The following is a 22,422-nucleotide window of genomic DNA, read 5'->3' as shown; positions in this document are numbered from 1 at the left end:
CTGCAGGTACATCGTCACCGGCGGCCCCGCCGCCTCCGCCACCGGCCGCGCCCGCGCAGCCGCCGGTGACGATGTACCTGCATTTCCCGTTCGTCACGGTGCCGATTCCCATCACCCCGCCGGCGCCGCCCCCGCCGCCGGCGCCGTAAGGGCGTGGCGCCCGGCCGCGAGTGCGCGCACACTGGGCGGTGACGACATGAGCGGCGAGGAGGTCGCGTGGGCGAATACGGTGCGTTCGGATTTGATCCCGACGAGTTCGATCGAGTGATCCGCGAGGGCAGCGAGGGGCTGCGCGACATGTTCGAGCGGGTCAGCAAGTTTGTCGCGGCGCCAGGAGCCCGGACCGGGTGGTCGTCGCTCTTCGAAGACCTGTCGCGGCGCCCCCGCCAGGAGCCCGAGACCACCGGCGAGGCCGGAGACGGGGTCTGGGCCATCTACACGGTGGACGCGAACGGCGGCGCGCACGTCGAACAGGTTTATGCGACCGAGCTCGACGCGCTGCGGGCCAACAAGAACAACGTCGACCCCCAGCGCAAGGTGCGGTTCCTGCCCTACGGCATCGCGGTCAGCGTTCTTGACGACGATTCCCCTGACGAGGAACCCGGCGAGCCTTCCTGAATCTCAGCCCTGCTGGACGACGTTCGCGCTACCCGCGTTGCTGACTTTCGGCGCGCCCGAGTGGTAGGTGACCTTGTTGTTCAGGCCGGAGGCGTCGATGCTGTCGACGGCGTCGACGGTGACCTGGTTCTGCATGCCCGACACGGTGAGGCTCGCGCAGTGGCCGCTGATCACCACCGTGTTGGACACGCCGCGGACGATCACGATGTTGTCGTTGCACGCGATCGTCCGGTTCTCGCCGACCCCGGAGACACTGATCTTGTCGCCCGGCGCCGGTACCGGTGAGGTCGACGGCCCGGGTGTTGTGGTCCGGGTGGTCGACGGTGCGGTGCCACCCGGGGGACCGAAGGTGATGGTCGGCGGGGAGCTGATGATCGAGCGGACACCGGAAAGTTGGTGGGCCGCGAAGGCGGCGATGCCGCCGGCGAGGGCCAGCATGCCGATGACGATGACCGTGCCCAGGATCCACCACATGCGATTGCCGGAGGGACGCTGCGGCGGCGCGCCGCCGTAGGTCCACGCGGGCGGTGGCGGCGGAGGGCCCGGCGGCCCGGGCGAATAGGCCTGGCCGGCGGGATGCGCACTACCCGCTTCGGATGCCTGCGCCGCCTCGGCGAGCGGGCGCTCGAGTTCCCGGATCCGCTCCTCCGGGTCGTCGTCTGCTGCCATCGATTGAATATGCCATTCCCGCGGCTGATTTCGGGCGGTTCGGTAGTTTCTGCATCGTGCCCGAGTTGCCGAACCGTCAGGTGTTGTTGCGTCGCCGCCCCACGGGGCTTGTTCAGCCCGGTGACACGGAGCTGGTCACCACCGCGGCGCCCGAACCGGCGGACGGGGAGGCGCTGCTGCGCACCACCTACGTAGGGATCGACGCCGCCGCCCGCACGTGGCTCGACGACCAGCCGGGCTACCTTCCGCCGGTGCAGCTGGGCGAGGTCATCCGCGCGGCCGGGATCGGCGAGGTGGTCGCGTCGCGCTGCGATGCCTATGCCGTCGGCGACGTCGTCACCACGCTGACCGGCTTCTCCGAGTACGCGATCATCCGCGACGACCTGTTCAGCACGCCCATCCCGGGCGAGGACGACCAACTGGCGATCATGTCGGTGTACGGGCCGACCGGCGCCACCGCGTATTTCGGGATGACCGACATCGGGCGGCCCAAGGCCGGGGAAACGGTCGTGGTCTCGGCGGCCGCGGGCGCCACCGGATCGGTGGCGGGCCAGATCGCCAAGATCGCCGGCTCCCGGGTGGTGGGCATCGCGGGCGGGCCGGAGAAGTGCCGGGCGGTGGTGGAGCACTTCGGGTTCGACGCCTGCATCGATTACAAGAACGACGACCTCGCGGCGGCGCTCAAGCAACACTGCCCGCGGCGCGTCGACGTGTACTTCGACAACGTCGGCGGGCCGATCCTCGACGCGGTGCTGGGCCGCTTGGCCCCGCGTGCCCGCGTCGTCCTGTGCGGCGTCATCTCCAGTTACCTCACCGGCGAGCACCCGGGGCCGGCCAACTACGTGAACCTGCTGTCCAAGACCGCCTTGATGCAGGGGTTCAACGCCCTCGACCAGTGGGGCCGCTTCGACGAGGCGTTCGCCGCGCTCCGGCAGTGGGAGGCCGAGGGCCGACTCAAGCACCGGGAAACCATTTTCGACGGCATCGAATCGTGCGTAGACGCCCTCAATGGCCTGTTCACCGGAGTCAACATCGGCAAGACGCTGGTCAAGCTCAGCGAACCTGCTTCCGGCTGAGTCGGCACCCTTCTCCGCGCGGAAAAACTCGCCGCCACGGGCCGGGTGTGGGCTGCGCGGCACCCCGCCGCGTGGTTTCATAACACCGTTTGCAAAAGTTGCCTGGGGTGGCGGGCTTGGGTTGACACACGGCTTTCACGATTGGTGGGTTGCAAATGGATCGTCGCAGCATGATGTTGATCTCGGGGCTCGGCATGCTGGGGGCTGCGATGCGCCTGCCGGGTGCCTGGGCCACACCCTCGGCGCCCCAGGCGCCGCCGTCGGCCGGTCCGGGTGGCCCGTACATCTTCGCCGACGAGTTCGACGGGCCGGCGGGCTCGCCCCCCGATCCCGGCAAGTGGACGATCCAGACCTGGCAGGACGACGTCTTCCCGCCGGTCGAGGGCATCTATCGCGACGACCGCCAAAACGTGTTCCAGGACGGGCACTCCAACCTCGTCCTGTGCGCCACCCACGATCTGCTGAACAACACCTATTACAGCGGCAAGCTGCGCGGCAACTTCCGGAGCATGATCAATCAGACGTGGGAAGCGCGGATCAAGCTCGACTGCCTGTATCCCGGCCTGTGGCCCTCGTTCTGGGGTGTCAACGAGGACCCGCTGCCAGACGGCGAGGTGGACATCTTCGAGTGGTACGGCAACGGGCAGTGGGCCCCGGGCACCACCGTCCACGCGGCGTCCAACGGCAAGACCTGGGAGGGTAAGTCCATCCCCGGCCTGGTCGACGGCGGCTGGCACACCTGGCGAATGCATTGGGGCGAAGAGGGTTTCGAGTTCTCGCGAGACGGCGCCGAGTACTTCAAGGTCCCCAACAAGCCCATCCACGTCCACGGCGGCGCTCCCGACGACTTCCGGTGGCCGTTCAACCTCCCCGGCTATTGGATGACGCCCATGTTCACCCTCGCCGTCGGCGGGGTGGGCGCCGGCGATCCGGCGGCGGGTACCTTCCCCGCGTCCATGCTGGTCGACTACATCCGCATCTGGTGATCACCGCGTCGCTTTGAACACCTGCACCAGGTTGAACTGCCAGCGCTCGACGAGCCGGAAGCCCAGATCGTGCGGCACCGCGAAGGCGGGGGTCGCCCCGTAGCGCGGACCGGGCGGCAGCGCCGGGCCCTGATCGTGGGCGGGCATCGATTCGTCGGCCTGCGTGATGATCCAGACCACGCGGCAATGGCTGAGAGGCGCGGCGACGACCTCGGGGATCAGGTTGGTGTCGAAGACGTCGTTGCGGTCGGTCGCCCGCTGCCACAGCGTGAGGTCGATCAGCTTGCGGTAGGCATCGGGGTGCGCCGCCATCAGGGGCCGCATCGGGGCGGGCATGAATGTCACGGTGTCGTTCACCAGCAGGCAATCGCCCGGCGCCGCCTGGGTGGTGATCAGATCCGCCACCTGGCTGTAGTCCATCCCGTACTTGGCGTACGGGTTTCGCTGCACTAGAAGGTAATTCGGGGCGGCGGCGACGGCGAAAAGGGTGACGACGGCCGCCGTCAGCCAGGGCCGGATGGTCACCGCGGCGGCGCAGACGCCCAGGATCAGCGCCATTCCCGGCACCGTGAACGTCAGGTAGCGCGGTGTGTAAATCGAGTGCACCCGCGCCGAGTAGATCAGGATGGCCGCGGTCGGTAGGGCGATCCACGCGACCGCGAGGCCCAGCAGCTGCCCATCGCCGCGCGCTGGTCGCGCGGACTTGCTGAGCCACAACGCAATAGCCCCCGCGATCACCAGCGCCGACAGCACGGCGAACGGGGGGCTGCGTTCGAAATACTGTTGCACCACAACGTCTTCCAGCGTCCGGCGACCGATCGGTGCGATCCAGCTGATTTGATGCGCCTGCCCGGCGACCGTCACCAAGAACGGCGCCATGGCGCAGACCCCGGCGGTCGCCGCAATCGTGAACCGCAGCAAAACCCTTCGCGCGCCACGGGACACGATGACCAGCGTCAAGTGCGCCCCGACCAACAGTGCGAGGTACACGTCGAGCGCAATCGACGAGATCAAGGCGAGGCCGTAGGCCGCCCACAGCCAACCGGAGTCGCGGCGTGCGGCGCGTACGAGCAACACCGTCAGCCACACGGCGGCCATCATCGACAGCGCGTAGGGGCGGGCCTCGATGCCCGCCCACGTTGTCCGCGGCAAGACGGCGCAGAAGACGCCCGAGGCCACCGCGACGGTGCGCGACGAGAACTGCTTGCCCAGCACCACGATTCCCGCGGCGGCGCCCCCGACGGCCAGGCCACTGGGCGCGCGCGACCAGAACTCGGTGGGCGGGAAAACCTGGAACCAGGCGTGCATGAGCAGGTAGTACAGGCCGTGCACGGCGTCGACATTGCCCAGCATCCGCCACAACTGGGCGAGCGATCGACTGTATGCGGCCGAGATGGTGGCGGCCTCGTCGTACCAGAACGACGGGCGGCCTGCGCCGCCCATGCTCACCGCGACGGCGAGCACCCCGACCAGCAGCGGGTCCAGCCCGGCCGGCGGGCGGCGAAGCGGGTTCCGCACGTCGCTATGGTGCCAGAAGCAGATCCCCGGTCCGTCGCTGGTCGACGGTCAGTTGAGCAACCACACGTGCCAGAACCCGTCGGAGCCCAGGCGACAGTCCCAATGGGTGTACAGGTGGTCGTTGTGCGTGATCTCCACGTGCGGGGCATCCGCCTCGCAACCGGACTGGCTCGAGTAGTTGCCTTCGACCTCTACCTCGTCGGCACTGGCCACACCCACCCCGGTGGTGAGCAGCCCGGCAAACGCCAATAGACCAGCGGCGCAAGCCATCTTCATCTGGACCTCCCCTTCGTAGCTGAGCCGACTATATCGACCGGCCCGGGCGCGGGATCGAAAACGGAGAATCCGGCAAACCTCGGCTATTCGAACGTATGATCGATCGATGGGGCAGTTCGCGTCCATCGGGTACAACGGCCAACCGGTCCGCAGCCCGTTCCGGGTCGTGCGCCCGCCGATCACGGTCCTGGTGGACCTGACGGTGCTCTTCCCGCGTGAGCCGCACCGCTCCGGCCGGTATCAACCCAACGGGCTGCAACTGCACAAGGTCGTCGAGGGCCTGCTCAGCTGCTGGGGTCTCTGCGAGCAGGGCGACTGGTGGGGGCTGGTGACCTACCCGGTCGTCTACGGCTCCCAGCGCAAAACCGTGACGCACTGGGTGCCCGCCTGGACCTTGCGCCGAAAGCCGTTCTGAGGGCGGCGCTTACGCCGGACCCCTGCGGCCGCGTCGGGCCAATGCGATGATGGCTGCCCGTGGACGCAAGTTGGGGTTCCGTACTGACAAAGCTCATCGCGCTGGCGGCCGTCATCGCGCTCTCGCCGATCACGGTCGTTCCGGCGGTGCTGGTCTTGCACGCCCCCCGGCCGCGGCCGGCCAGTCTCGCCTTCCTCGCCGGATGGGTCCTGGGCCTGGCCGCCCTCACCGCGGCGTTCGTCAGCGGCTCGGCGCTGCTCGGCGGCCTGCACCGGGCGCCACCGACGTGGGCGTCGTGGGTGCGGGTGGCGCTGGGGTCGGCACTGATCGCGTTGGGCGCCTACCAGTGGCTGACCCGGCATCGTCACGGCAGCATGCCGCGCTGGATGCGGTCGTTCTCCACGCTCAGCCCGCCACGCGCCGGGCTGACCGGGGCCGTGCTGGTGGTGCTGCGACCCGAGGTGCTGATCATGTGCGCGGCGGCCGGCTTGGCCATCGGCAGCAGCAGCCTCAGGGCGGCCGGCCAGCTGGTCGCCGGGGCAGTGTTTCTCGTCATCGCCGCGTCCACGGTCGCCATCCCGATCCTGGCGTATGCCGGCGCCGGCGACCGGCTCGACGATGCGCTGGAACGCCTCAAAGTGTGGATGGAGGAAAACCACGCCACCCTGCTCGCCGTCATCCTCGTCCTGATCGGTTTGATGGTGCTCTACAACGGGATTCGCGCCCTGTAGATTGCTGCCCATGGCAGGTAGCTGGGGCACCGTGCTCACGGGGCTCGTTCCGCTTGGGCTGGTCATCTCGCTGTCGCCGCTCACCGTCATCCCGGCGGTGCTGGTGCTGCAGGCGCCGCGGCCGCGGCCGAGCGGCCTGGCGTTTCTCAGCGGCTGGGCGCTGACCCTCGCCGCGCTGACCGCGCTTTCCGTCGCGGCCTCCCACCTGCTCGGCGGCCTGGACAAGTCGCCGCCGCGGTGGTCGTCGTGGCTGCGCGTGGTGCTGGGGTCGGCGCTGATCGTGTACGGCATCTACAAATGGCTGAACCGGCACGGCCACGCCGAATCGCCGGCCTGGATGCGCTCGTTCGCCACCATCACCCCGGCCCGGGCCGGGATCATGGGGGCGGTGCTGGCCGTGGTGCGGCCGGACGTGGTGCTCATCTGCATCCCGGCCGGGCTGGGCATCGGCACCGCCGGGCTCGGCCTCGTCGGTGACTGGGTGGCCGCCGCGTTCTTCGTCGCCATCGCGGCGTCAAGCGTCGCGATCCCGATACTGGCCTACGCGGCGGCGGGCAGCCGTCTCGACGACACGCTCGCGAAGCTCAAAGACTGGATGGACCGCAACAACGCCGCTCTGCTCGCGGCGGTCCTGGTCCTGATCGGCGCGATGGTGCTCTACCACGGGATCGACGCCCTATAGCCGCCGTCGGTCAGGCCGGCCTCCTCCTCGAGCCGGTTGATCGCGCCGAAGGCGTATTCGCGGACCAGCTCCCGGCCGTAATCGGCCAGCATGCCCACGTAGCCCTTCGCCGCCCACTGCCGGCAGTGCCGCTCCTCGTGGTGCAGCACCCGGTCCAGGTCGAGCCGGCTCTCCACCGGCCTGCCGTCGGTGTGCACGTACCAGGCGTGCCCGGACTCGATGATGCGGCGAAGCCAGCCGGCGGGGTCGGTGACGGCGCCCATGTTGACCATGAAGATGTCGCCCCACGTGGTGCCGGCCCGCCGGCAGAACTGCCGTTGGATCCAGTTGCCGCCCAGGCCCATGAGGATGCCGTTGGGCGTCGTCACGAGGCGCCCGCCGTTGCGGTCGACGAACCCGACGTCGCGGGTGTAGGTCCAGCTATTTGCGTTCTGCCGCAACATGATCCGTGTGATTTCCGCCGCACTGTAGGGCGTCGGGCGGAAATCGGTGCGCCACGCCCGGTTGCTGCCGTAGCCGGTACCCGCGTTCAGGATGTAGGTGCTCAGCACCGCCGCGCGGGCGTCGCCACCGCTGGTGCCCCGGGGCAGCAGGAAGAAGGATTTGCCGGCCGGATCCTTGATCTCCGCGAGCCGCCCGAGCGATCGAAAGGTGTCCGGGACGATGGCGTGCCGCCGAGCGATCTCCGCGACGACGTCCGAGGACACGCCCAGCCGCACGGCGTTGTCCCGCCATGCCTCGAAGTAGCCCGGTGCGTCCATGTCCGCCAACCAATTTAGGGTGTAGCGAATGAACTGGCGGCCCAAGCGACGCGCGCGCGGCATCGAACAGATCACCCGGGGGCTCGGCACCCTTGACCGGGAGATCTTCGACGCGATCGCCGAGACCGACACCCCGCTGCTGGACATGGTCATGCCGCCGCTGACCCGGGCGGCCGACAACTCGAAGCTGTGGTTCGCCATCGCCGCGGCCATGATGGCCTCGGGAAAGCCGAGCGCCCAGCGCGGCGCGACACGCGGCGTCGTGACGCTGGCGGCCACCAGCCTGGTCACCAACCAGGTCGCCAAACGCATCCGCCGCCGCCCGCGTCCCGGGTACGAATTGGTGCCGCTGGTCAGGCAGGTCCGCCGCCGGCCGACGTCGAATTCCTTCCCGTCGGGGCACTCCGCCAGCGCGGCCGCGTTCGCCGTGGGGGTCGGTTTGGAGAATCCGATGCTGGGCTTCGGGCTGGCGCTGCTGGCCGGGCTGGTCGGGCTGTCGCGGGTGGCGACCGGCGCGCACTACCCGGGCGACGTCATCGCCGGGTTCGGCATCGGGGCGGGCCTGGCGGTACTGGGCGGTCGGCTCGTCCCGCCGATCGTCGAGACCGCCCTGCCCAAGACCGAACCGCTGCGGGTCGAGACGCCCGAACGGCCCGACGGTTCCGGAGTGGTGCTGGTGATCAATCCCGAATCGGGCAGCGGCACCGGCGCCCGCGTCGTCGACGAGGTACGCGAGGCGCTGCCGAAGGTGGACATTCGGGAGCTGGGCCCCGACGACGACCCGGCGGAGGTCTTGCGCGACGCGGCCGCGAGCGCCGAGGTGCTTGCGGTCGGAGGTGGCGACGGCACGGTGGCGGCCGCGGCGGGGGTAGCCATCGAGTCGGGGCTGCCGCTGGCGGTGTTTCCCGCCGGCACGTTCAACCACTTCGCCAAGGACATCGGCTGCGACACGGTGGCCAAGACGGTCGACGCGATCCGCCGCGGCAGCGTGTCGTGCGTGGACCTGGTGTGCCTCAACGAAAGCCAGATGGTCCTCAACACGGCGAGCATCGGGGCCTATCCGACCTTCGTGCAGCAGCGCGAGAAGCTGGAGAAGCGCATCGGCAAGCCGTTGGCGGGTCTGTACGCGATGCTGCACACGCTGCGTCGCGACCAGCCCGTCCGTATCTCGTACGACAACAAGACGCTGCTGACGTCGCTGTTCTTCCTCGGCAATTCGCTGTACCTGCCGACCGGGTTCGCCCCGTCGCGGCGGACCCGGATGGACGACGGACTGATCGATGTCCGCATGCTCGACGCGGGCCGGAGGTGGTCGCGGACCAGGATCCTGACCGCGCTCGCGCTGGGGCGGTTGGAGCGCAGCCCGCTCTATCACGAGCTGCAGGTGCCGGAATTCAGCTTCGTCGCGGTCGACGGCCCGACGGTCATCGCGTGTGACGGCGAGGTCGGCGACGAATACGAGAAGGCCAGCTTCACCGCCAAATACCGGGTGCTTCCGGTGTTCCGCCCCTGCGACTAGGCCCCCTCGGTCAAGTCCCGCACCTGCGCGTAGCGCTCCAGCACCTCGGGCGCAGCGTCGGCGGTGTATTCGTCGGTCCGCGGCGGGTTCCAGCCGGGCGGTCGTGTCGATCCACTCAGCGCCCACGCCGCCTGCCGCGCGGCGCCCAACGCGACGTACTGCGCGGGGACCGGCACCAGCACGGGTACGCCGAACACCGCGGGCGCGATCTCGCGCAGCGCCCGCGATCGCGCGCCGCCGCCGATCAGCAGGATGCGGCGCGTGACGACGCCATGGGCGGCCAGATGGGCCAGGCCGTCGGCCAGCGCACACAGCAGCCCCTCCACGGCGGCCCTGGCCAGGTTGGCCGGCATCGCGTTCGCGACCCGCAGGCCGTGTAGCGCGCCAGAGGCGTTGGGGCGGTTAGGCGTTCGCTCACCCGCCAGGTAGGGCACCAGGACCAGGCCCGCGCTGCCCGGCGGCGCCGCCAGCGCGAGCTTTGACAATTTGTCGTGGTCGACCCCCAGCATCGCGGCCGCCGCCTCCAGCACCCGCGCGCCATTGAGCGTGCACACCAGCGGGAGGTAGCGCCCGGTGCCGTCGGCGAATCCCGCGACGAAACCGGCGTCGTCGCGGACCGGGTCGGCGGTGACGGCGGCCACCACCCCCGACGTCCCGACGGAGACGATGACGTCACCCTCGTCGGCGCCCAGGCCCAGCGCCGCGGCCGCGTTGTCCCCGAGGCCAGCGCCGAATGTGGTTGTGCAACTTAATGTTACGCCTGACGGGCCCAGCACGGTGGGCAGCTGCGGGCGGCGGCCGCGCAGGGCGAGCTCGAGCAGGTCGACGCGGTAGGCGCCGCTCGCGGCGTCGTAATAACCGGTGCCGCTGGCATCGCTGCGATCGGTGGTCAGCGCCGCGGGGTCGGTGTCCTCGCGCAACCGCCACGTCAGCCAGTCGTGCGGCAGGCAGACGGCCGCCGTGCGGTCCGCGTGCCGCGGCTCGTGGTCGGCGAGCCAGCGCAGCTTGGCCACCGTGATCGCGGCCAGCGGCACGACGCCGACGGCTTGCGCCCATGCGTGTGGGCCGCCGAGCTCGTCGACGAGCGCGCGCGCCGCGTCGGCCGAACGCACGTCGTTCCACAGCAGCGCGGGCCGCACCACCGCGCCCGCCTCGTCGAGGCACACCATGCCGTGCTGCTGCGCGCCGACGGCGACGGCTTCGACGCCGTCCAGTCCTCCCGCCGCCTCGATAGCCGCCAGGGCGGCGGCTTCCCATGCGGCCGGGTCGATTTCGGTCCCGTCTGGATGTGCGGCGGCGCCCCCGCGGACCACCTCGCCCGTGGCGGCATCGCAGATCAGCACCTTGCAGGACTGTGTCGACGAGTCGATGCCGGCGACCAGCGTCATTCGTCGGCCCCGACGAGTGCCCGCAACGTGGCGCGCGCGCCGTGCCGGTGCAGCGAATCCAGCGCCCACAGGTACGGCTCGAGGAAGCGCGGTTGGTCGACGAGGTCACCGAACACCGCACGGTTGGCGAGAAACGCGGCCGGGTCCTCGCGCTGGGAGCGGGCGATCGGGACGAGCGTGTCGGCGAGCCGGTCCGTCACCTCGATCGGCCGGCCTTCTTCGTCGACGCCCTCGGCGTAGCGCGCCCAGCTGGCGACGATCGCCGCGGCCAGCCGCACCGGGCCGCCGCGCCGCAGATTGTCGGCGACCACCGGCAGCAGCCACTTCGGGATGCGGTCGGACGAGTCGGCGCACAACCTGGCGACCGTGTCGCGCACGTAGGCGTTGGCGAACCGGGGGATGAGCCCGGCTTTGAAGTCGGTCAACCCCGGGACGCGCACCAGGGTCGGCATCGCCTCGGATTCCATGTAGCGGTCCAGGAATTGGGCAATCAGTGGGTCCTGGGCGGCCTCGTGCACCAGCCGATAGCCGGCCAGGTAGGCGAAGTAACACAGGCCCTGATGACTGGCGTTGAGCAGCCGCAGCTTCATCGCCTCGTACGGCGACACGTCGTCGACCAGTTGGACGCCGGCCTTATCCAGCGGCGGCCGGCCGTCGGCGAAATCGTCCTCGAGGACCCACATGACGAACGGCTCGGCGACCACCGGCCACGCGTCTTGCACGCCAAACTCGGAATCCAGCCGGGCGATCACGTCGCCAGTGGTGACCGGAGTGATGCGGTCGACCATCGAGTTGGGGAACTTGGTGTGCTCGCACATCCACTGCGCGAGTGCGGGATCGAGCCGCTCGGCGCTTGACATGAACGCCTGCCGGGCCACGCTCCCGTTCTCGACGATGTTGTCGCACGAGACGATCGTGGGGGAGGGCAGGCCCTGTTTCCGCCGCCGGTTCAATCCTTCTGCCACCAAGGGGAACACGTCGCTCAGCGGCGGGCGGTAGCCGCCTTCGGTGATGGTGAGCGAGACGATGCGGGTCGTGGGGGCGGCGAGCAGTTCGATCACCGCTTCGGGATCGTCTGGCGCGTAACGGAAGTCGACGATCGAGCCGATGACCCGCGGCTGTCGGGTGCCGTCGGGATGTTCGAGGACCAACGTGTAGAGGTAGTCCTGGGCGCGCAGCACGTCGCGCATGCGCCGGTCACCGGGCAGCACGCCGACGCCGCAGATTCCCCAGTCCCGGGCCAGCCCATCGCTGAGCAACCTGTCGACGTACATGGCCTGGTGGGAGCGGTGGAAGCCGCCGACACCGAAATGCACGATGCCGACGCCTATTTGGCTGCGGTCGTAGGCCGGGACGGGGATGTTGAGGGCGCTCAGGTTGCGCGCGCTCAGCTCCATCCCCGGAACTTAGCTCACCGCTAAGCGTTAGGGCACAGATCGCGCAAGGCAAAAATCACGACGTCCGCGGCCTGGCGACCGTTGATCCCGCCGGTGCCCTGGTCGGCGTCCGAACGTTGGATCGCCAACCCCTCCAGCTGTTGCGGGGAGGCGCCCCAGGAAAGTTGTTGGCACAAGTCCGCGCCCATCTGCAACAGCGCGTCGTCGCCGCCGTTGACGGCGTGGATGCCGGCGTTGTGCAGGTCATTGATGAAGGCAGTCGCGTCGGCCCGCGCCGGGCTGGCCCACCCGATCCCCGCGGCCAGAAGTGGGCCCCCTGCGAGGGCTGCTCCCATGAACCGGCCGTAGCGCCGCTGTGCTGCCATCCGTGTCTCTCCTTCGTGCCGGGCCCGATCGCCGATGATGCACTCTTACACGAAAACAGGGCGAAACACGCTGGGAAGATCGATCCCGAGGATGAATTGTCGGCAAAGACCCGTGGCGCAGGTTCGCTCAGGCGTCCGGGCACAGATCTTGCACGGCGGCCTCGACGACGGCGTCGGCCTGTTGCGGGGTGATCCCGTGGGCGCCTTGCCTGCTGTCGGAGCGCTGCACCGCCAGGCCCTCGATCTGCGACGGGGGAGCGCCCCACGACAGCTGCTGGCAGACGCTCAGGCCCATCTGGACCAGCGCCGCGTCACCGCCGCTGACCGCGTGGATGCCGGCTTTGTGCAGGTCGTTGATGAAAGTGGTCGCGTCTGCCTGGGCCGGGCCGGCCGCCATCACCCCGGCGACCACGAGTGAGCCCCCCGCCAGCGCTGTGCTCAGGAATCGGCTGCAGAGCCGCTGTGCTTTCATGGCTCCTTCTCCTGTCCGTTAACCCGTTAGTTCCCTATTGTTCACTTCCATAGAACCTCCTGTACATCTCGTGCCACCGAAAATTCCCTGTGAATGAGCTGCGCAAAAATTGGCTCAACGTGACTCGAAGGGCGGGCCCTAGCTCCGCTCGGCAAAGGCCTCTCACCCGTGACGCCCTTGTGACGTCACCGTTTGGAAACGGCGCGGTGCGGCGCGTCCGGCGTTTCATGTCGCGTGACCACAATTGGCTCGTCGTCGAAAGACGGCTACGCGGTTCTGCTGCACCAGATGGTTATGTGAGCGCGAATAAAGGAGAGTCGACGCTGATGGCGATCGTCGATCGGTTCAACGTGAAAGTAGTTGCCAGCCTTGGGTTGTGCGGAGCCGCACTTGCATTGAGCCCGGCTGCGGCGGCCGCTCCCCTGAAGACGGGCGGTTACGCCTGCATCCAGGGGCAGGCCGGTGAGGCCGGTGCGCCGTTAGCCGGCGGACCCGGTGCCGCCGGTGCCGGGGGGGCCGCGGCTGCGGGCGGTGCGCCGACCGCGGAGGTCTGCACGGCCAGCGCGCCGCTGACCGACATGGCGGGTGTCCCCCTGGCCGTGCCGGGCCCGCTGCCGGTGGGTGCCCCGCTGCCGGTGCCGTTGGGCGGACCGTTGCCGTTGCCGCTGGGTGCGCCGCTGCCGCTGGGCGCGCCGTTGCCGATCGCTCCGGTGGTGCCGGCCGGCGCTCCGCTGGTCGCCCTCGGTGGTCTGGCTGCCGGCGCCCCCCTCGACGCTGTCGCGGGTGCCCCGCTCATCGACATGTCCGGCGTCAAGGACGCACCGACGGGGCCGGCGCCGAGCGGCGGGCCCCAGCCCGGTCAGCCCGTCGCCCCCGGTCCGTCGCACTGATCCTCCTCTCGACCGACAAGGACCCGCTGGCCGTCGCCAGCGGGTCCTTTCGTATGCGGGGGCTGAGCCTCTTCAGCCGTCGAGCGTGAAGCTAGTTTCACAGTCGACCGCGAGTGTGAAAACTAGCTTCACACTCGGGCGAGGGACAGGGGCCGAGCCCCAAAAGGACTTGCGCTCAGGGTGATTGAGTGGGGCCCTCCTCAGGAAGGAGGCCGCTCCCAGAGGTCCTGCTTGACGATCACCGGGTCGCCGACGTTGACCGTGTTGTAGTACCACTCGGCGTCTTCGGGGCTGAGGCTGATGCAGCCGTGGCTGACATTCTCCAGCCCTAGTGAGTTGACCGCCCACGGGGCGGAATGCACGAAGAGGCCGCGGTTGGTGATCCGGACGGCGTAATCGACGTTGAGCATGTAGCCGTTGGGGTCGTCGACGGGAATGCCAACGCTGCTCGAATCCATAAGCACCGAGCGGTCTTTGGACAAAACGGTGTAGTTACCCACCGGCGTCGGGAATTCCGGCCTGCCCATCGAAGCCGGCAGCATGCCCTCTTCGCCGAAGTGGGGACGGTGGTGGGGAGTGGGCGGTGGGGTCGCATCGACCCCGTCGACGCTCACTTTGAAGGTGTGGTCCGTGATGTTGGCGACCCCGACGACCTTGGGGCCCGTTTTGAATTCCGTGGGCTGGCCGTCCACCGCAAGCGCCACGGTGGTGTGCGCCGGCCAGTAGTGATCCGGAACCCACTGCACGACTTTGTTGTCGAGCCATTCGAATCTCCCGGTCATCGCGGGCGTCGACTTGACTCCGATGGCGCGCTCGGCGGCGTGCCGGTTGGCGACAGGTGCGTCGAACGTCACCACCACGGGGTGCGCCACACCTACCGTCGCGTCCCGCGCCGGCAGGACCGACGCGATGGTGAAGTCATGCGGCAGGTTCGCCGCCGCCACGCTGGTGCCAGCCGGCCCCGCAACCACGCTCGCAGCGACCCCGACCACCGCAAGAACACACCGAACGTCCGCCCGCATGGCTCCGATTCCTTTTAACTGACAGAGTTGTAATAGGGATCGTAATTCCCCGTTGACCAGCGGAAGCGCAAGGGCGCGTTAGCATTTGGTCAAGCCTCGGTCACGATTCGGCCACGGCGGTTTAGTTCGAGAATTCGGCCATGCGCTGGGGGTTCGGGGGAGAGGGGCGCGAGCGCAACTGAGCCCGGCTTGACGAAGGGAACAGGGTTGAGGCCGCAAGAATTCGACGCAGTCCAATTGCTGCGGCCTCTGCCTGAGCACGACCTCCCGGCCGGTGCACGAGGGACCGTCGTCATGGAGTACACGAAGTACCCGCGCCAAAACGATCGCCCCGCTTACGAAGTGGAGCTCTCGGATGCCGACGGCGTCACTCTGGCCCTGGTCACGCTCGTGGAAGACGACGTGGACGTTGTGTGGCGGCCGGTCGAAGAGAAGTAGGACATCGCCGCTGTAAGTGGAGCCCCATCGCGGCAGTGCCCGATCGCCTCAGTGACCATGAGCTCCTCGTTTGGGGGCCAAGGTCCCTAGTTGATAGGTCGCCGTGACAGGAGGCTCACGGTATCCGCTCAACGTGGGGGTACCGATGAACAACAAGTCGACCGCCGGTGTCGGTGCACTATTGGTAAGCGTGGGCATCGTTGCCGCCCCGGTGGCTCATTCCGACCCGGGATGGGTGGCCGTTGCGGCCTCCGACCTTGAGAACCACACCCACTGGAGCTGGGGTCCAGGAAGCCGGGGCACCGCGGAAGCCCAGGCCTTAGCCGCCTGCAGAGACACGTACGGGCCAAATTGTCACGTCATTGCCTCCGGTACGCCGTGCTTGGCGCTGGTGGAGGACGCCGAAGACTATCACTGGGGAATCGCTGGCAACGCCGATGACGCCGTCGCGAATGCGAAAGCACGGGCTGTCGGGGGCGGGTCGACTTTCGACGGCGTCCACTGCATCTGGGACTAGCGGATCCGCGGTTCCGCTTGGGCCTTCCGACTCATCAGCAAACCGAACGTGGTGGGCTAGTTCGGCTGGAGGCAATCGGCACATGCGCCAACGTCGTCCTATTGCGTGGCTAGGCATTCCCGGCATTGCCGATGCAGTTTGCGGTAGCGAACGGCCCGCTTGACGTCTGCTCTGCGAGCACCTTGCCGTTGGCACTTATGCGGCACGTGACTGTGCCATTACTATCCGGTCCATTCGTAAGCGGTGAGCGAAACGGTCTTCCCAAGGCCGTCGACCGTGACTTGCTTCGTCCAGGGCAGCGAAACGCCGGTGTCTTGAGCTGTATTGAAGTCGTGGCCCGAGTATGTAACGGCTACCGAGTTACCGGAGCCAGTGACCTCGTAGGTAACAGTGACTTGGCGTTTCGATTCTTTGTCGATGTTGTTCGCGACGCCGCCGACAAACGCCACGCATGCGCCCATGCCCAGCAATATCACTAAGAGCACACCGCCGAGCACCCAGGGCCAGACCCGCCGCTTCTTTGGCTGCTGGTAACCGTAAGGCTGTTGCGAGTATTGCTGCGGGTACCCGGGATAGCCCTGCTGCGGCGGTGTACCGGGCGGCGGTTGATTTTGCGGAGTCGGCTCGTTCATGGTTCCCCCCTTGCTACACCCAGATGCACAGCCTGAGCGATGTGACAGCGTTTCATTAGGACGTTCCCCGGCCAGCGTTGTAGCAAACAACGTCGAGTGCGGGAGTGAGACGGGAGGAGACGCCACGGCTGAACCGACGGGACGGCGAGACTGCCGCCCCCGCCTAGCGGAAACTATGGAGCCGATGACGGGAATCGAACCCGCGTATTCAGCTTGGGAAGCTGATGTTCTGCCATTGAACTACATCGGCGCTGTCGACAACGAAGGCTAGCATCCGGAGGCAGATCCGTTGGGCGAGTAGTCCGTCGGCGTGCGGCCCACCCGGCGCCGTCCAGGCCTGCCACAAATGCGCAGGACGGGGGAATGGCCGCTGACCCGCAAATTCCAGAACCGATGTTTATTCTTTCGTGATCTTGTCGTAATGTGCCTTGGGTGGGTCGGCACCGATTAGCCAAGAAGCGGCGTAAATCACCGCTGCTGCTGGCAGGGCTGCTGGCCCCTGCCGCAGCGTTCTTCGCGGCGGCGGGAGATGGCGGCCCATTCGTCCCTCGGCACGACCCCGTCCCCGTTATTGGCGACACCGGTCCGTGTTGCTTAGAAATCGTGGCGGCGAAGCCGACTGCCATTGTGCTCGCGTCGGATGTGTCGCGCGGCGACGGCATGGCCGCGCCCGTCGCGGCGTCGAGGTACCACACGAGATCGCGCTTCCTGCCCGCCGGGCTCGCCCCGGAACAGGGCCTGCAGGTGAGAACCATCCAGGTCTCCCGCAGCATCAGCGCGGCGTTCCCCGAGATCCACGAGATCGGCGGCGTGCGGCCCGATCCGCTGCCCTGGCATCCGCTCGGTCTGGCACTGGACGTGATGATCCCCAACCCGCAGAGCACCGAGGGCATCGCGCTGGGCAACGAGATCGTCGCTTACGTGATGAAGAACGCGCGCCGCTTCGGGATCCAGGACGCGATCTGGCGCGGCGTCTATTACACGCCCGGCGGCGCGCAACCCAGCAGGCTCGGTCACTATGACCACGTCCACGTCACGACCACGGGCGGCGGATATCCCAAGGGCGGGGAGATGTACCTCGCCGACTGAACGGCCGACGGCAAGCAGCGGATAGGCTCGTCGCGTGCTGCTCTCCGATCGTGACCTCAGGGCCGAAATCACCGCCGGCCGGTTGGGCATCGACCCCTACGACGACACCTTGGTGCAGCCGTCCAGTATTGACGTCCGCCTGGACTGCATGTTCCGGGTGTTCAACAACACCCGGTACACCCACATCGACCCCGCCAAGCAGCAGGACGAGCTGACGACGTTGGTCGAACCCGTGGAGGGCGAGCCGTTCGTGCTGCACCCGGGGGAGTTCGTGCTCGGCTCCACGCTGGAGTTGTTCACGCTGCCCGAGGACCTCGCGGGGCGGCTGGAAGGCAAGTCGTCGCTGGGCCGGCTGGGCCTGCTGACGCACTCGACCGCGGGTTTCATCGATCCCGGCTTCAGCGGTCACATCACCCTGGAGCTGTCCAACGTCGCCAACCTGCCGATCACGTTGTGGCCCGGTATGAAGATCGGTCAGCTGTGCATCCTGCGGTTGACCAGTCCGGCCGAACACCCGTACGGCAGTTCGCATGTAGGTTCGAAGTACCAGGGCCAGCGAGGACCCACGCCGTCGCGCTCCTATCAGAACTTCATAAGGACTACATAGGTTCTGAGGCGCTCCCGCGCCTGCTTTCTGCGCGATACTTAGATAGCCGTGGTTTTTTCCTCCGCCTGACCATGGTTCGTCTCGCAATACCTTTGGAGGGGTTGTATTGGATATCGTGCTCGGGGTGTCGATGGCACCGGCATCAATCCAAATGGTTGTCCTCGAAGGCGAATACGCCGACGGTGCCACCGTGGAAGAAGACGTTTTCGACGTCGCCGCCGCCGACGAAGCGGCCACCGCGAGCGCGCCGGATCAGGTGCTCGCCGCCATCCTGGGCACCCGCGAGGGCGCGGCCGAAGCCGGCCTCGAGGTGTCGTCCATCGGCGTGACGTGGACCGACCAGCTCGAAGCGGCGACATTGCACGACGCGCTGGCCGCCCACCGCGTCGAGCACGTCATGCTGGTATCGGCCTTCCTGGCCGCGACTGCGTTGGCCCAAAATGTCGGCGGGGCAATGGGTTACGAGCGAACTGCGGTGATGTTCGTGGAGCCCGACACTGCGACGCTGGCGGTCGTCGAGACCTCCGACGGGTCCATCCCCGATGTCTACAAGCAACCGCTCTACGCCGAGTCGTATGACCAGGCAGCCGCGCAACTCGGCGGCATGATCGCCGGCCTGGAGAAGCTGGAAGCGGCGCCGGACGGCGTGCTGGTGGTGGGCTCCGGCGTGGACATCGGCCCGCTGAAGCCGGCGCTGCAGACGGCGACCTCCCTGGCGGTGAGCGTGCCGGAGGAGCCGGAGACGGCGCTGGCCCGCGGCGCCGCCCTGGCGTCGGCCAACGCACCGCTGTTCGCCTCGTCGACCGCCGCGCTGGCCTACGCGCAGGACCCCGGCACCGGTGCCGTCGACCAGCACTCGCTGCCCGAATACCTCTACGCGCCATTCGGGCCGGAGGCCGGGGACGACGAGCTCGCCTACAGCGCGGTGCCGGACGAGGACGCTGACTCGCCGACCGTCGTCATCGAAAAACTGTTCATGCCCGAAGGAAGCCAACCGCGGCGCAGGCCGGCCCTGCTGATCGGCAGCGGGTTGGCGGTCGCCGGCATCAGCGCGGTGTTGGCCCTCGAGATCGCGTTGGCGATCGGCATCCGCACGACCGGCACCGTCGCTTTGCAGCCCACGCCCGGCCAACACCTCATCGTCCCGACGCAGGAGCCGCCGGCGCCCGCTGAGGCGTCGGCCCCGGCGCAGAAGATGAGCCCGCCGGAGCCCGTGGCGGCGCCCAAGCCGATGACTCCGCAGTTTGCCGCGCCGCTGCCGGCGGCGCCGCCGCCCGCCGCGCCACCGCTGCCCGCGGCGCCTCCCGTGCCCGCGGCCCCCGCTCCGGCGCCGGTCCCCGTCGTGATTCCGCCGCTGGTGCCGGTTATCGTGCCGCCGCTCCGCGTGCCCAACCCAGTCGTAATAAGCCCGCCGGTCATCCAGGCTCCGCCGCACGTGTCGCCCCCACAGCCGGTGCTGCCGCAGCCGCCGGTGCATGTTCCGCCTCCGCAGTCGCCGCCTCACCAGACGCCTCCTGGGCAAGGCACATCACCGGTGCCCGAGGGCTCCGGCGGTTCGACTGGTGGGCATGTTCCGCCGCCCGGCTCGGGCCCGGGCGGTTCGACTGGTGGGCATGTGCCCCCGCCCGGTTCGAGTACGGGCGGTTCGACTGGTGGGCATGTGCCGCCGCCCGGCTCGGGCGAGGGCGGATCCAGCGGTGGGCATGTGGCACCCCCCGGTTCGGGCCCCGGTGGCCTCGGCGGCGGGCACGTTCCGCCCCCCGGTGACGGTGGCCTCGGTGGCGGGCACGTTTCGCCCCCGGCCGGCGGGTCGGGCGGACTGGGCGGCGGACACGTTCCGACCCCGGGTTCGGGCGGCGGTGCACCCTCCGGGCCTGGTGGCCTATTCGGGGGCGGCCATGGCGGCGGACCCGTCGTCGGCGGACCCGGCGGTGGTATCGGTGCTCCCGGTGGTGGCGGCTTCGGCGGTGGCCACAGTGGCGGCGGCGGCCTTGGTGGAGGCGGCGGCCTTGGTGGTGGCGGCGGCCACAGCAGTGGCGGCTTCGGCGGCGGTGGCGGTGGCCACAGCGGCGGTGGCGGCGGGGGACACAAGTAGCCCACTCGCGAGGCCCGGGCGCACCCATCTTCGCGCGCTAGGGTGGCGGCTTGGGGGTGGCGCGGCCGAGCTGCAAAGTCATCCGGCCGATTCTCGAAATAACTAAGCCCGGCAACGCAGGTGTCGTCGCACGGGCACGGCAATTGATTTGGAGGAGCGGTGGACGTCGTACTTGGCGTGTCCATGGCGCCTGAGGCGGTCCGTATGGTGCTCGTCGAAGGCGAGGCTGCCGGTGGGGTGACCGTCGACCAGGACGACTTCCACCTCACCGATCAGACGACCGCGGTCGCGGCGGCGGACCGCGTTGTCGCCGCGATTCTCGGCACGCGAGAGAGCGCGGCCCAGGGCGGTTATCAGCTGAAATCGAGCGGAGTGACCTGGAGCGACGCGGCCGAGGCGGCCGCGCTGCGAAATGCGTTGGCGGCCCGCAAGATCGAGAACGTCACGCTGGTGCCGACGGTCATGGCCGCGGCGGCGCTGGCTCAGGCGGCGGGCAGCGCGACCAATTGCGCGCGTACCGCGCTGCTGCTGGTCGAGCCCAGCACCGCGACGCTGGCCGTCGTCGACACCGCCGACGGGTCGGTGGCCGATGTGCGCCGGCATCCGCTGCCCGACAGCGACGAGGCGGCGCTGGCGAAGCTGACCGCGATGGTCTCGGGTGCCGAATCGATGGGGGCCCGCCCGGACGGGTTGTTCCTGGTGGGCTCGGACGTCGACATCCCGTACATCAAGCCGGCGCTCGAAGCGGTGACGACGCTATCGGTGACCACGCCCGAGGAACCCGAGATGGCGCTGGCGCGCGGCGCGTCACTGGCGGCGGCCAACGCGCAGTTGGGCGCGCCGTCGACGATCGCAATGCCCTACGCGGGGGATCCCTCGCCAGACGGGCGCGAGCTGGCCTACAGCGCCGAGTCGACTACCGGGAAGTCGCGGGCGACCGCGACCGACCGCGGGTCAGCCGCCCACCCGGGCGAGCGCCGCAGCCGCAAACCGGTGCTGGCCGTCGCCGCGGTGACGCTGATATTCGTCGGCGGCGTCGTGGCCCTCGCGGTGGCGCTGGCCGTCGACATCCGGCCGCACGCGCCGCAGCGCCCCGATATCACCCAAAACGTCGTCGGCCCGGCCAGCCAGGCGCCCCCGCCGCCAGCGGCAATCCCGCCGCCGGAGTCCGCCCCGCCTTCGCCGCCCGCCGCGCCGGTCCCTCCGCAACCGGGTTCCGGCCCCTCCCATGGCGATCAGTGGGACGACTGGCTCCATCGACACCTGGGACACGGCCTACCGATCCCGTAGCCGCGTCCCAGCCCCAGCCGAAAGGCGCGCGAGCGCGTAAAATCGTGGGACTAGGGGAACACATGGTGGGGACTCAGTGACCTCTGGCGTTTTCGCGGGGTGCGGCGGCCACGTCCTCACATCAGGACTCGCAATCGAACCTTGGAGGAGCTTTGGACACCGTACTTGGGGTGTCAATGGCGCCGACGGCCGTCCGCATGGTGCTGGTCGAAGGCCAGAATGGCGAAGGCGCCACCGTCGACGAAGACAACTTCGACGTTCCGCCCGAAGATGACGCCGCAACGCTCAGCGCGGCCGACCAGGTAGTCTCCGCGATCCTGGGCACGCGTCAGGGCGCGGCCGAGGGCGGCTACCAACTGGCCTCGACAGGGGTCACCTTCACCGACCCGATCGAGGCCGCCGCGCTGCGCGATGCGCTGGCCGCCCACAAGGTCGAGAACGTGATGTTGGTCTCGTCCTTCCTGGCCGCGGCCGCCCTGGCCCAAGCGGTCGGCAGCCAGACCAACTATGCGCAAACGGCGCTGCTCTACATCGAGCCCGAAACCGCGACTCTCGCGGTCGTCAACAGCGCCGACGGGTCGATCGCCGACGTCCGCCGGCAGCCCCTGCCGGCCGACGACGAGGCCGCGGTGGCCCAGCTGGCCACGATGGTTTCGCACGCCGAGACGATGGAGACCCGTCCGGACGGCGTGTTCGTCGTCGGCTCCGGTATCGACATCCCGCTGATCAAGCCCGCGCTCGAGGCGGCGACCTCGCTGCCGCTGTCGGCTCCCGAGGAGCCCGAAACCGCGCTGGCCCGAGGCGCGGCGCTGGCCTCGGCGCACGCACCGCTGTTCTCCTCGTCGACCGCGGCGCTGGCCTACGCCCAAGACCCGGGCACCGGCGCCATCAACCCGTTCGCGATCGCGCCGGGCTACTTCGACACCCCGGGAACCTTGGGCAGGGACGCGCTCGCCTACAGCGCCGTCC

The 22,422-nt window shown here is 69.0% G+C and carries 24 protein-coding genes, 1 tRNA gene and 1 pseudogene; 15 read left to right on the top strand and 11 right to left on the bottom strand.

Features of this window, described 5'->3' with window-relative positions:
• The first annotated feature begins 216 nt into the window (after window positions 1–216).
• Window positions 217–618, top strand: a complete 402-nt coding sequence (locus A5750_RS21695) for a hypothetical protein (RefSeq protein WP_066947495.1) — start codon at window positions 217–219, stop codon at window positions 616–618.
• 3 nt (window positions 619–621) lie between these two features.
• Here the strand turns inward: A5750_RS21695 and A5750_RS21690 are convergent, their stop codons facing one another.
• The gene (locus A5750_RS21690) at window positions 622–1,287 is read right to left on the bottom strand and encodes a DUF3060 domain-containing protein (protein WP_066947500.1); all 666 of its coding nucleotides are present in this window, start codon (window positions 1,285–1,287) and stop codon (window positions 622–624) included.
• A 56-nt stretch (window positions 1,288–1,343) separates the two neighbouring features.
• On the opposite strand from A5750_RS21690, the gene A5750_RS21685 reads away from it, so the two are divergent.
• Window positions 1,344–2,363, top strand: a complete 1,020-nt coding sequence (locus A5750_RS21685) for an NADP-dependent oxidoreductase (RefSeq protein WP_067265593.1) — start codon at window positions 1,344–1,346, stop codon at window positions 2,361–2,363.
• A gap of 155 nt (window positions 2,364–2,518) precedes the next feature.
• Complete coding sequence (locus A5750_RS21680) at window positions 2,519–3,349, top strand: family 16 glycosylhydrolase (RefSeq protein ID WP_066947506.1); 831 nt, start codon at window positions 2,519–2,521, stop codon at window positions 3,347–3,349.
• On the opposite strand, the gene A5750_RS21675 is transcribed toward A5750_RS21680, so the two are convergent.
• Window positions 3,350–4,792 carry a glycosyltransferase family 39 protein gene (locus A5750_RS21675; protein ID WP_156664382.1) on the bottom strand — a complete coding sequence of 481 codons (1,443 nt, stop codon included), beginning with the start codon at window positions 4,790–4,792 and terminating at the stop codon, window positions 3,350–3,352.
• A 123-nt stretch (window positions 4,793–4,915) separates the two neighbouring features.
• Entirely contained in the window at window positions 4,916–5,143 is a 228-nt protein-coding gene (locus A5750_RS21670; RefSeq protein WP_066947520.1) for a hypothetical protein, read from the bottom strand.
• Window positions 5,144–5,249: 106 nt separating this feature from the next.
• Between A5750_RS21670 and A5750_RS21665 the strand changes: the two genes are divergently transcribed.
• Genes A5750_RS21665 through A5750_RS21655 form a run of 3 tightly spaced genes read left to right on the top strand, consistent with a single transcriptional unit; the run spans window position 5,250 to window position 6,971 of the window.
• Entirely contained in the window at window positions 5,250–5,558 is a 309-nt protein-coding gene (locus tag A5750_RS21665) for a hypothetical protein (RefSeq protein ID WP_066947523.1), read from the top strand.
• 59 nt (window positions 5,559–5,617) lie between these two features.
• A complete protein-coding gene (locus tag A5750_RS21660; protein ID WP_066947526.1) occupies window positions 5,618–6,289 on the top strand; it encodes a GAP family protein in 672 nt (223 codons plus the stop codon).
• A 10-nt stretch (window positions 6,290–6,299) separates the two neighbouring features.
• Window positions 6,300–6,971 (top strand): GAP family protein, encoded by a 672-nt coding sequence (locus A5750_RS21655; protein WP_067265599.1) that lies wholly within the window; start codon window positions 6,300–6,302, stop codon window positions 6,969–6,971.
• Here the strand turns inward: A5750_RS21655 and A5750_RS21650 are convergent.
• Window positions 6,947–7,732, bottom strand: coding sequence for a hypothetical protein (locus A5750_RS21650; RefSeq protein WP_067265601.1), 786 nt, complete (start codon window positions 7,730–7,732; stop codon window positions 6,947–6,949). The two genes, A5750_RS21655 and A5750_RS21650, sit on opposite strands and share 25 nt — an antisense overlap.
• 28 nt (window positions 7,733–7,760) lie before the next feature.
• Here A5750_RS21650 and A5750_RS21645 point away from each other — a divergent pair, with 28 nt between their 5' ends.
• A complete protein-coding gene (locus A5750_RS21645; RefSeq protein ID WP_066947529.1) occupies window positions 7,761–9,251 on the top strand; it encodes a bifunctional phosphatase PAP2/diacylglycerol kinase family protein in 1,491 nt (496 codons plus the stop codon).
• On the opposite strand, the gene A5750_RS21640 is transcribed toward A5750_RS21645, so the two are convergent.
• From A5750_RS21640 to A5750_RS21625, 4 genes are all read right to left on the bottom strand, one after another.
• Window positions 9,248–10,639: an FGGY family carbohydrate kinase gene (locus A5750_RS21640; protein ID WP_067265587.1), complete on the bottom strand. Its 1,392-nt coding sequence runs from the start codon at window positions 10,637–10,639 to the stop codon at window positions 9,248–9,250. The two genes, A5750_RS21645 and A5750_RS21640, sit on opposite strands and share 4 nt — an antisense overlap.
• Window positions 10,636–12,036 (bottom strand): mannitol dehydrogenase family protein, encoded by a 1,401-nt coding sequence (locus A5750_RS21635; protein ID WP_066947535.1) that lies wholly within the window; start codon window positions 12,034–12,036, stop codon window positions 10,636–10,638. Before A5750_RS21635 ends, A5750_RS21640 begins: the two co-directional genes overlap by 4 nt.
• Before the next feature lie 20 nt (window positions 12,037–12,056).
• On the bottom strand, window positions 12,057–12,371 hold the full coding sequence (locus tag A5750_RS21630) for a DUF732 domain-containing protein (protein WP_369817347.1): 315 nt from the start codon (window positions 12,369–12,371) through the stop codon (window positions 12,057–12,059).
• Between the two features lie 157 nt (window positions 12,372–12,528).
• Window positions 12,529–12,873, bottom strand: coding sequence for a DUF732 domain-containing protein (locus A5750_RS21625; protein WP_067265584.1), 345 nt, complete (start codon window positions 12,871–12,873; stop codon window positions 12,529–12,531).
• 326 nt (window positions 12,874–13,199) lie between these two features.
• Between A5750_RS21625 and A5750_RS21620 the strand changes: the two genes are divergently transcribed.
• Window positions 13,200–13,763 (top strand): hypothetical protein, encoded by a 564-nt coding sequence (locus A5750_RS21620; protein ID WP_067265579.1) that lies wholly within the window; start codon window positions 13,200–13,202, stop codon window positions 13,761–13,763.
• Between the two features lie 200 nt (window positions 13,764–13,963).
• Here A5750_RS21620 and A5750_RS21615 read toward each other — a convergent pair whose 3' ends face one another.
• On the bottom strand, window positions 13,964–14,785 hold the full coding sequence (locus A5750_RS21615) for an Ig-like domain-containing protein (RefSeq protein ID WP_067265576.1): 822 nt from the start codon (window positions 14,783–14,785) through the stop codon (window positions 13,964–13,966).
• Window positions 14,786–14,974: 189 nt separating this feature from the next.
• Between A5750_RS21615 and A5750_RS25570 the strand changes: the two genes are divergently transcribed.
• Window positions 14,975–15,223, top strand: a complete 249-nt coding sequence (locus tag A5750_RS25570) for a DUF4926 domain-containing protein (RefSeq protein WP_369829495.1) — start codon at window positions 14,975–14,977, stop codon at window positions 15,221–15,223.
• A 145-nt stretch (window positions 15,224–15,368) separates the two neighbouring features.
• Window positions 15,369–15,740, top strand: coding sequence for a DUF4189 domain-containing protein (locus A5750_RS26675; protein ID WP_082948182.1), 372 nt, complete (start codon window positions 15,369–15,371; stop codon window positions 15,738–15,740).
• Window positions 15,741–15,961: 221 nt separating this feature from the next.
• Here A5750_RS26675 and A5750_RS21610 read toward each other — a convergent pair whose 3' ends face one another.
• Complete coding sequence (locus A5750_RS21610; RefSeq protein ID WP_156664381.1) at window positions 15,962–16,372, bottom strand: hypothetical protein; 411 nt, start codon at window positions 16,370–16,372, stop codon at window positions 15,962–15,964.
• 176 nt (window positions 16,373–16,548) lie between these two features.
• A tRNA-Gly gene (locus A5750_RS21605) sits at window positions 16,549–16,622 on the bottom strand.
• Between the two features lie 182 nt (window positions 16,623–16,804).
• Here A5750_RS21605 and A5750_RS21600 point away from each other — a divergent pair.
• The 5 genes and pseudogenes from A5750_RS21600 to A5750_RS21580 form a co-directional block, all read left to right on the top strand.
• On the top strand, window positions 16,805–17,461 hold the full coding sequence (locus tag A5750_RS21600; RefSeq protein WP_197505496.1) for a hypothetical protein: 657 nt from the start codon (window positions 16,805–16,807) through the stop codon (window positions 17,459–17,461).
• Between the two features lie 34 nt (window positions 17,462–17,495).
• Window positions 17,496–18,068 carry a dCTP deaminase gene (dcd, locus tag A5750_RS21595; RefSeq protein WP_066947550.1) on the top strand — a complete coding sequence of 191 codons (573 nt, stop codon included), beginning with the start codon at window positions 17,496–17,498 and terminating at the stop codon, window positions 18,066–18,068.
• A gap of 130 nt (window positions 18,069–18,198) precedes the next feature.
• Entirely contained in the window at window positions 18,199–20,163 is a 1,965-nt protein-coding gene (locus tag A5750_RS21590) for a hypothetical protein (protein ID WP_231989273.1), read from the top strand.
• A gap of 159 nt (window positions 20,164–20,322) precedes the next feature.
• Window positions 20,323–21,453, top strand: a complete 1,131-nt coding sequence (locus A5750_RS21585; RefSeq protein ID WP_066947557.1) for a hypothetical protein — start codon at window positions 20,323–20,325, stop codon at window positions 21,451–21,453.
• A 176-nt stretch (window positions 21,454–21,629) separates the two neighbouring features.
• Window positions 21,630–22,422: pseudogene (locus tag A5750_RS21580) on the top strand (hypothetical protein); the annotation flags it as partial.

The sequence above is a fragment of the Mycobacterium sp. 852002-51613_SCH5001154 genome (genome assembly GCF_001667425.1).
Taxonomy (GTDB): Bacteria; Actinomycetota; Actinomycetes; order Mycobacteriales; family Mycobacteriaceae; genus Mycobacterium.
Note: the sequence above shows the minus strand (reverse complement) of the source record. Positions and strands in the feature narration are given on the sequence as shown.

Coding starts and splice junctions, on each gene's coding strand:
- A5750_RS21635 (WP_066947535.1), bottom strand. CDS start 12,036: ATGGAGCTGAGCGCGCGCAACCTGAGCGCCCTCAACATCCCCGTCCCG.
- A5750_RS21665 (WP_066947523.1), top strand. CDS start 5,250: ATGGGGCAGTTCGCGTCCATCGGGTACAACGGCCAACCGGTCCGCAGC.
- A5750_RS21655 (WP_067265599.1), top strand. CDS start 6,300: ATGGCAGGTAGCTGGGGCACCGTGCTCACGGGGCTCGTTCCGCTTGGG.
- A5750_RS21680 (WP_066947506.1), top strand. CDS start 2,519: ATGGATCGTCGCAGCATGATGTTGATCTCGGGGCTCGGCATGCTGGGG.
- A5750_RS21630 (WP_369817347.1), bottom strand. CDS start 12,371: ATGGGAGCAGCCCTCGCAGGGGGCCCACTTCTGGCCGCGGGGATCGGG.
- A5750_RS21610 (WP_156664381.1), bottom strand. CDS start 16,372: ATGAACGAGCCGACTCCGCAAAATCAACCGCCGCCCGGTACACCGCCG.
- A5750_RS21670 (WP_066947520.1), bottom strand. CDS start 5,143: ATGAAGATGGCTTGCGCCGCTGGTCTATTGGCGTTTGCCGGGCTGCTC.
- A5750_RS21640 (WP_067265587.1), bottom strand. CDS start 10,639: ATGACGCTGGTCGCCGGCATCGACTCGTCGACACAGTCCTGCAAGGTG.
- A5750_RS21620 (WP_067265579.1), top strand. CDS start 13,200: ATGGCGATCGTCGATCGGTTCAACGTGAAAGTAGTTGCCAGCCTTGGG.
- A5750_RS21650 (WP_067265601.1), bottom strand. CDS start 7,732: ATGGACGCACCGGGCTACTTCGAGGCATGGCGGGACAACGCCGTGCGG.
- A5750_RS21615 (WP_067265576.1), bottom strand. CDS start 14,785: ATGCGGGCGGACGTTCGGTGTGTTCTTGCGGTGGTCGGGGTCGCTGCG.
- A5750_RS21675 (WP_156664382.1), bottom strand. CDS start 4,792: ATGGGCGGCGCAGGCCGCCCGTCGTTCTGGTACGACGAGGCCGCCACC.
- A5750_RS26675 (WP_082948182.1), top strand. CDS start 15,369: ATGAACAACAAGTCGACCGCCGGTGTCGGTGCACTATTGGTAAGCGTG.
- A5750_RS21590 (WP_231989273.1), top strand. CDS start 18,199: ATGGCACCGGCATCAATCCAAATGGTTGTCCTCGAAGGCGAATACGCC.
- A5750_RS21645 (WP_066947529.1), top strand. CDS start 7,761: ATGAACTGGCGGCCCAAGCGACGCGCGCGCGGCATCGAACAGATCACC.
- A5750_RS21625 (WP_067265584.1), bottom strand. CDS start 12,873: ATGAAAGCACAGCGGCTCTGCAGCCGATTCCTGAGCACAGCGCTGGCG.
- A5750_RS21690 (WP_066947500.1), bottom strand. CDS start 1,287: ATGGCAGCAGACGACGACCCGGAGGAGCGGATCCGGGAACTCGAGCGC.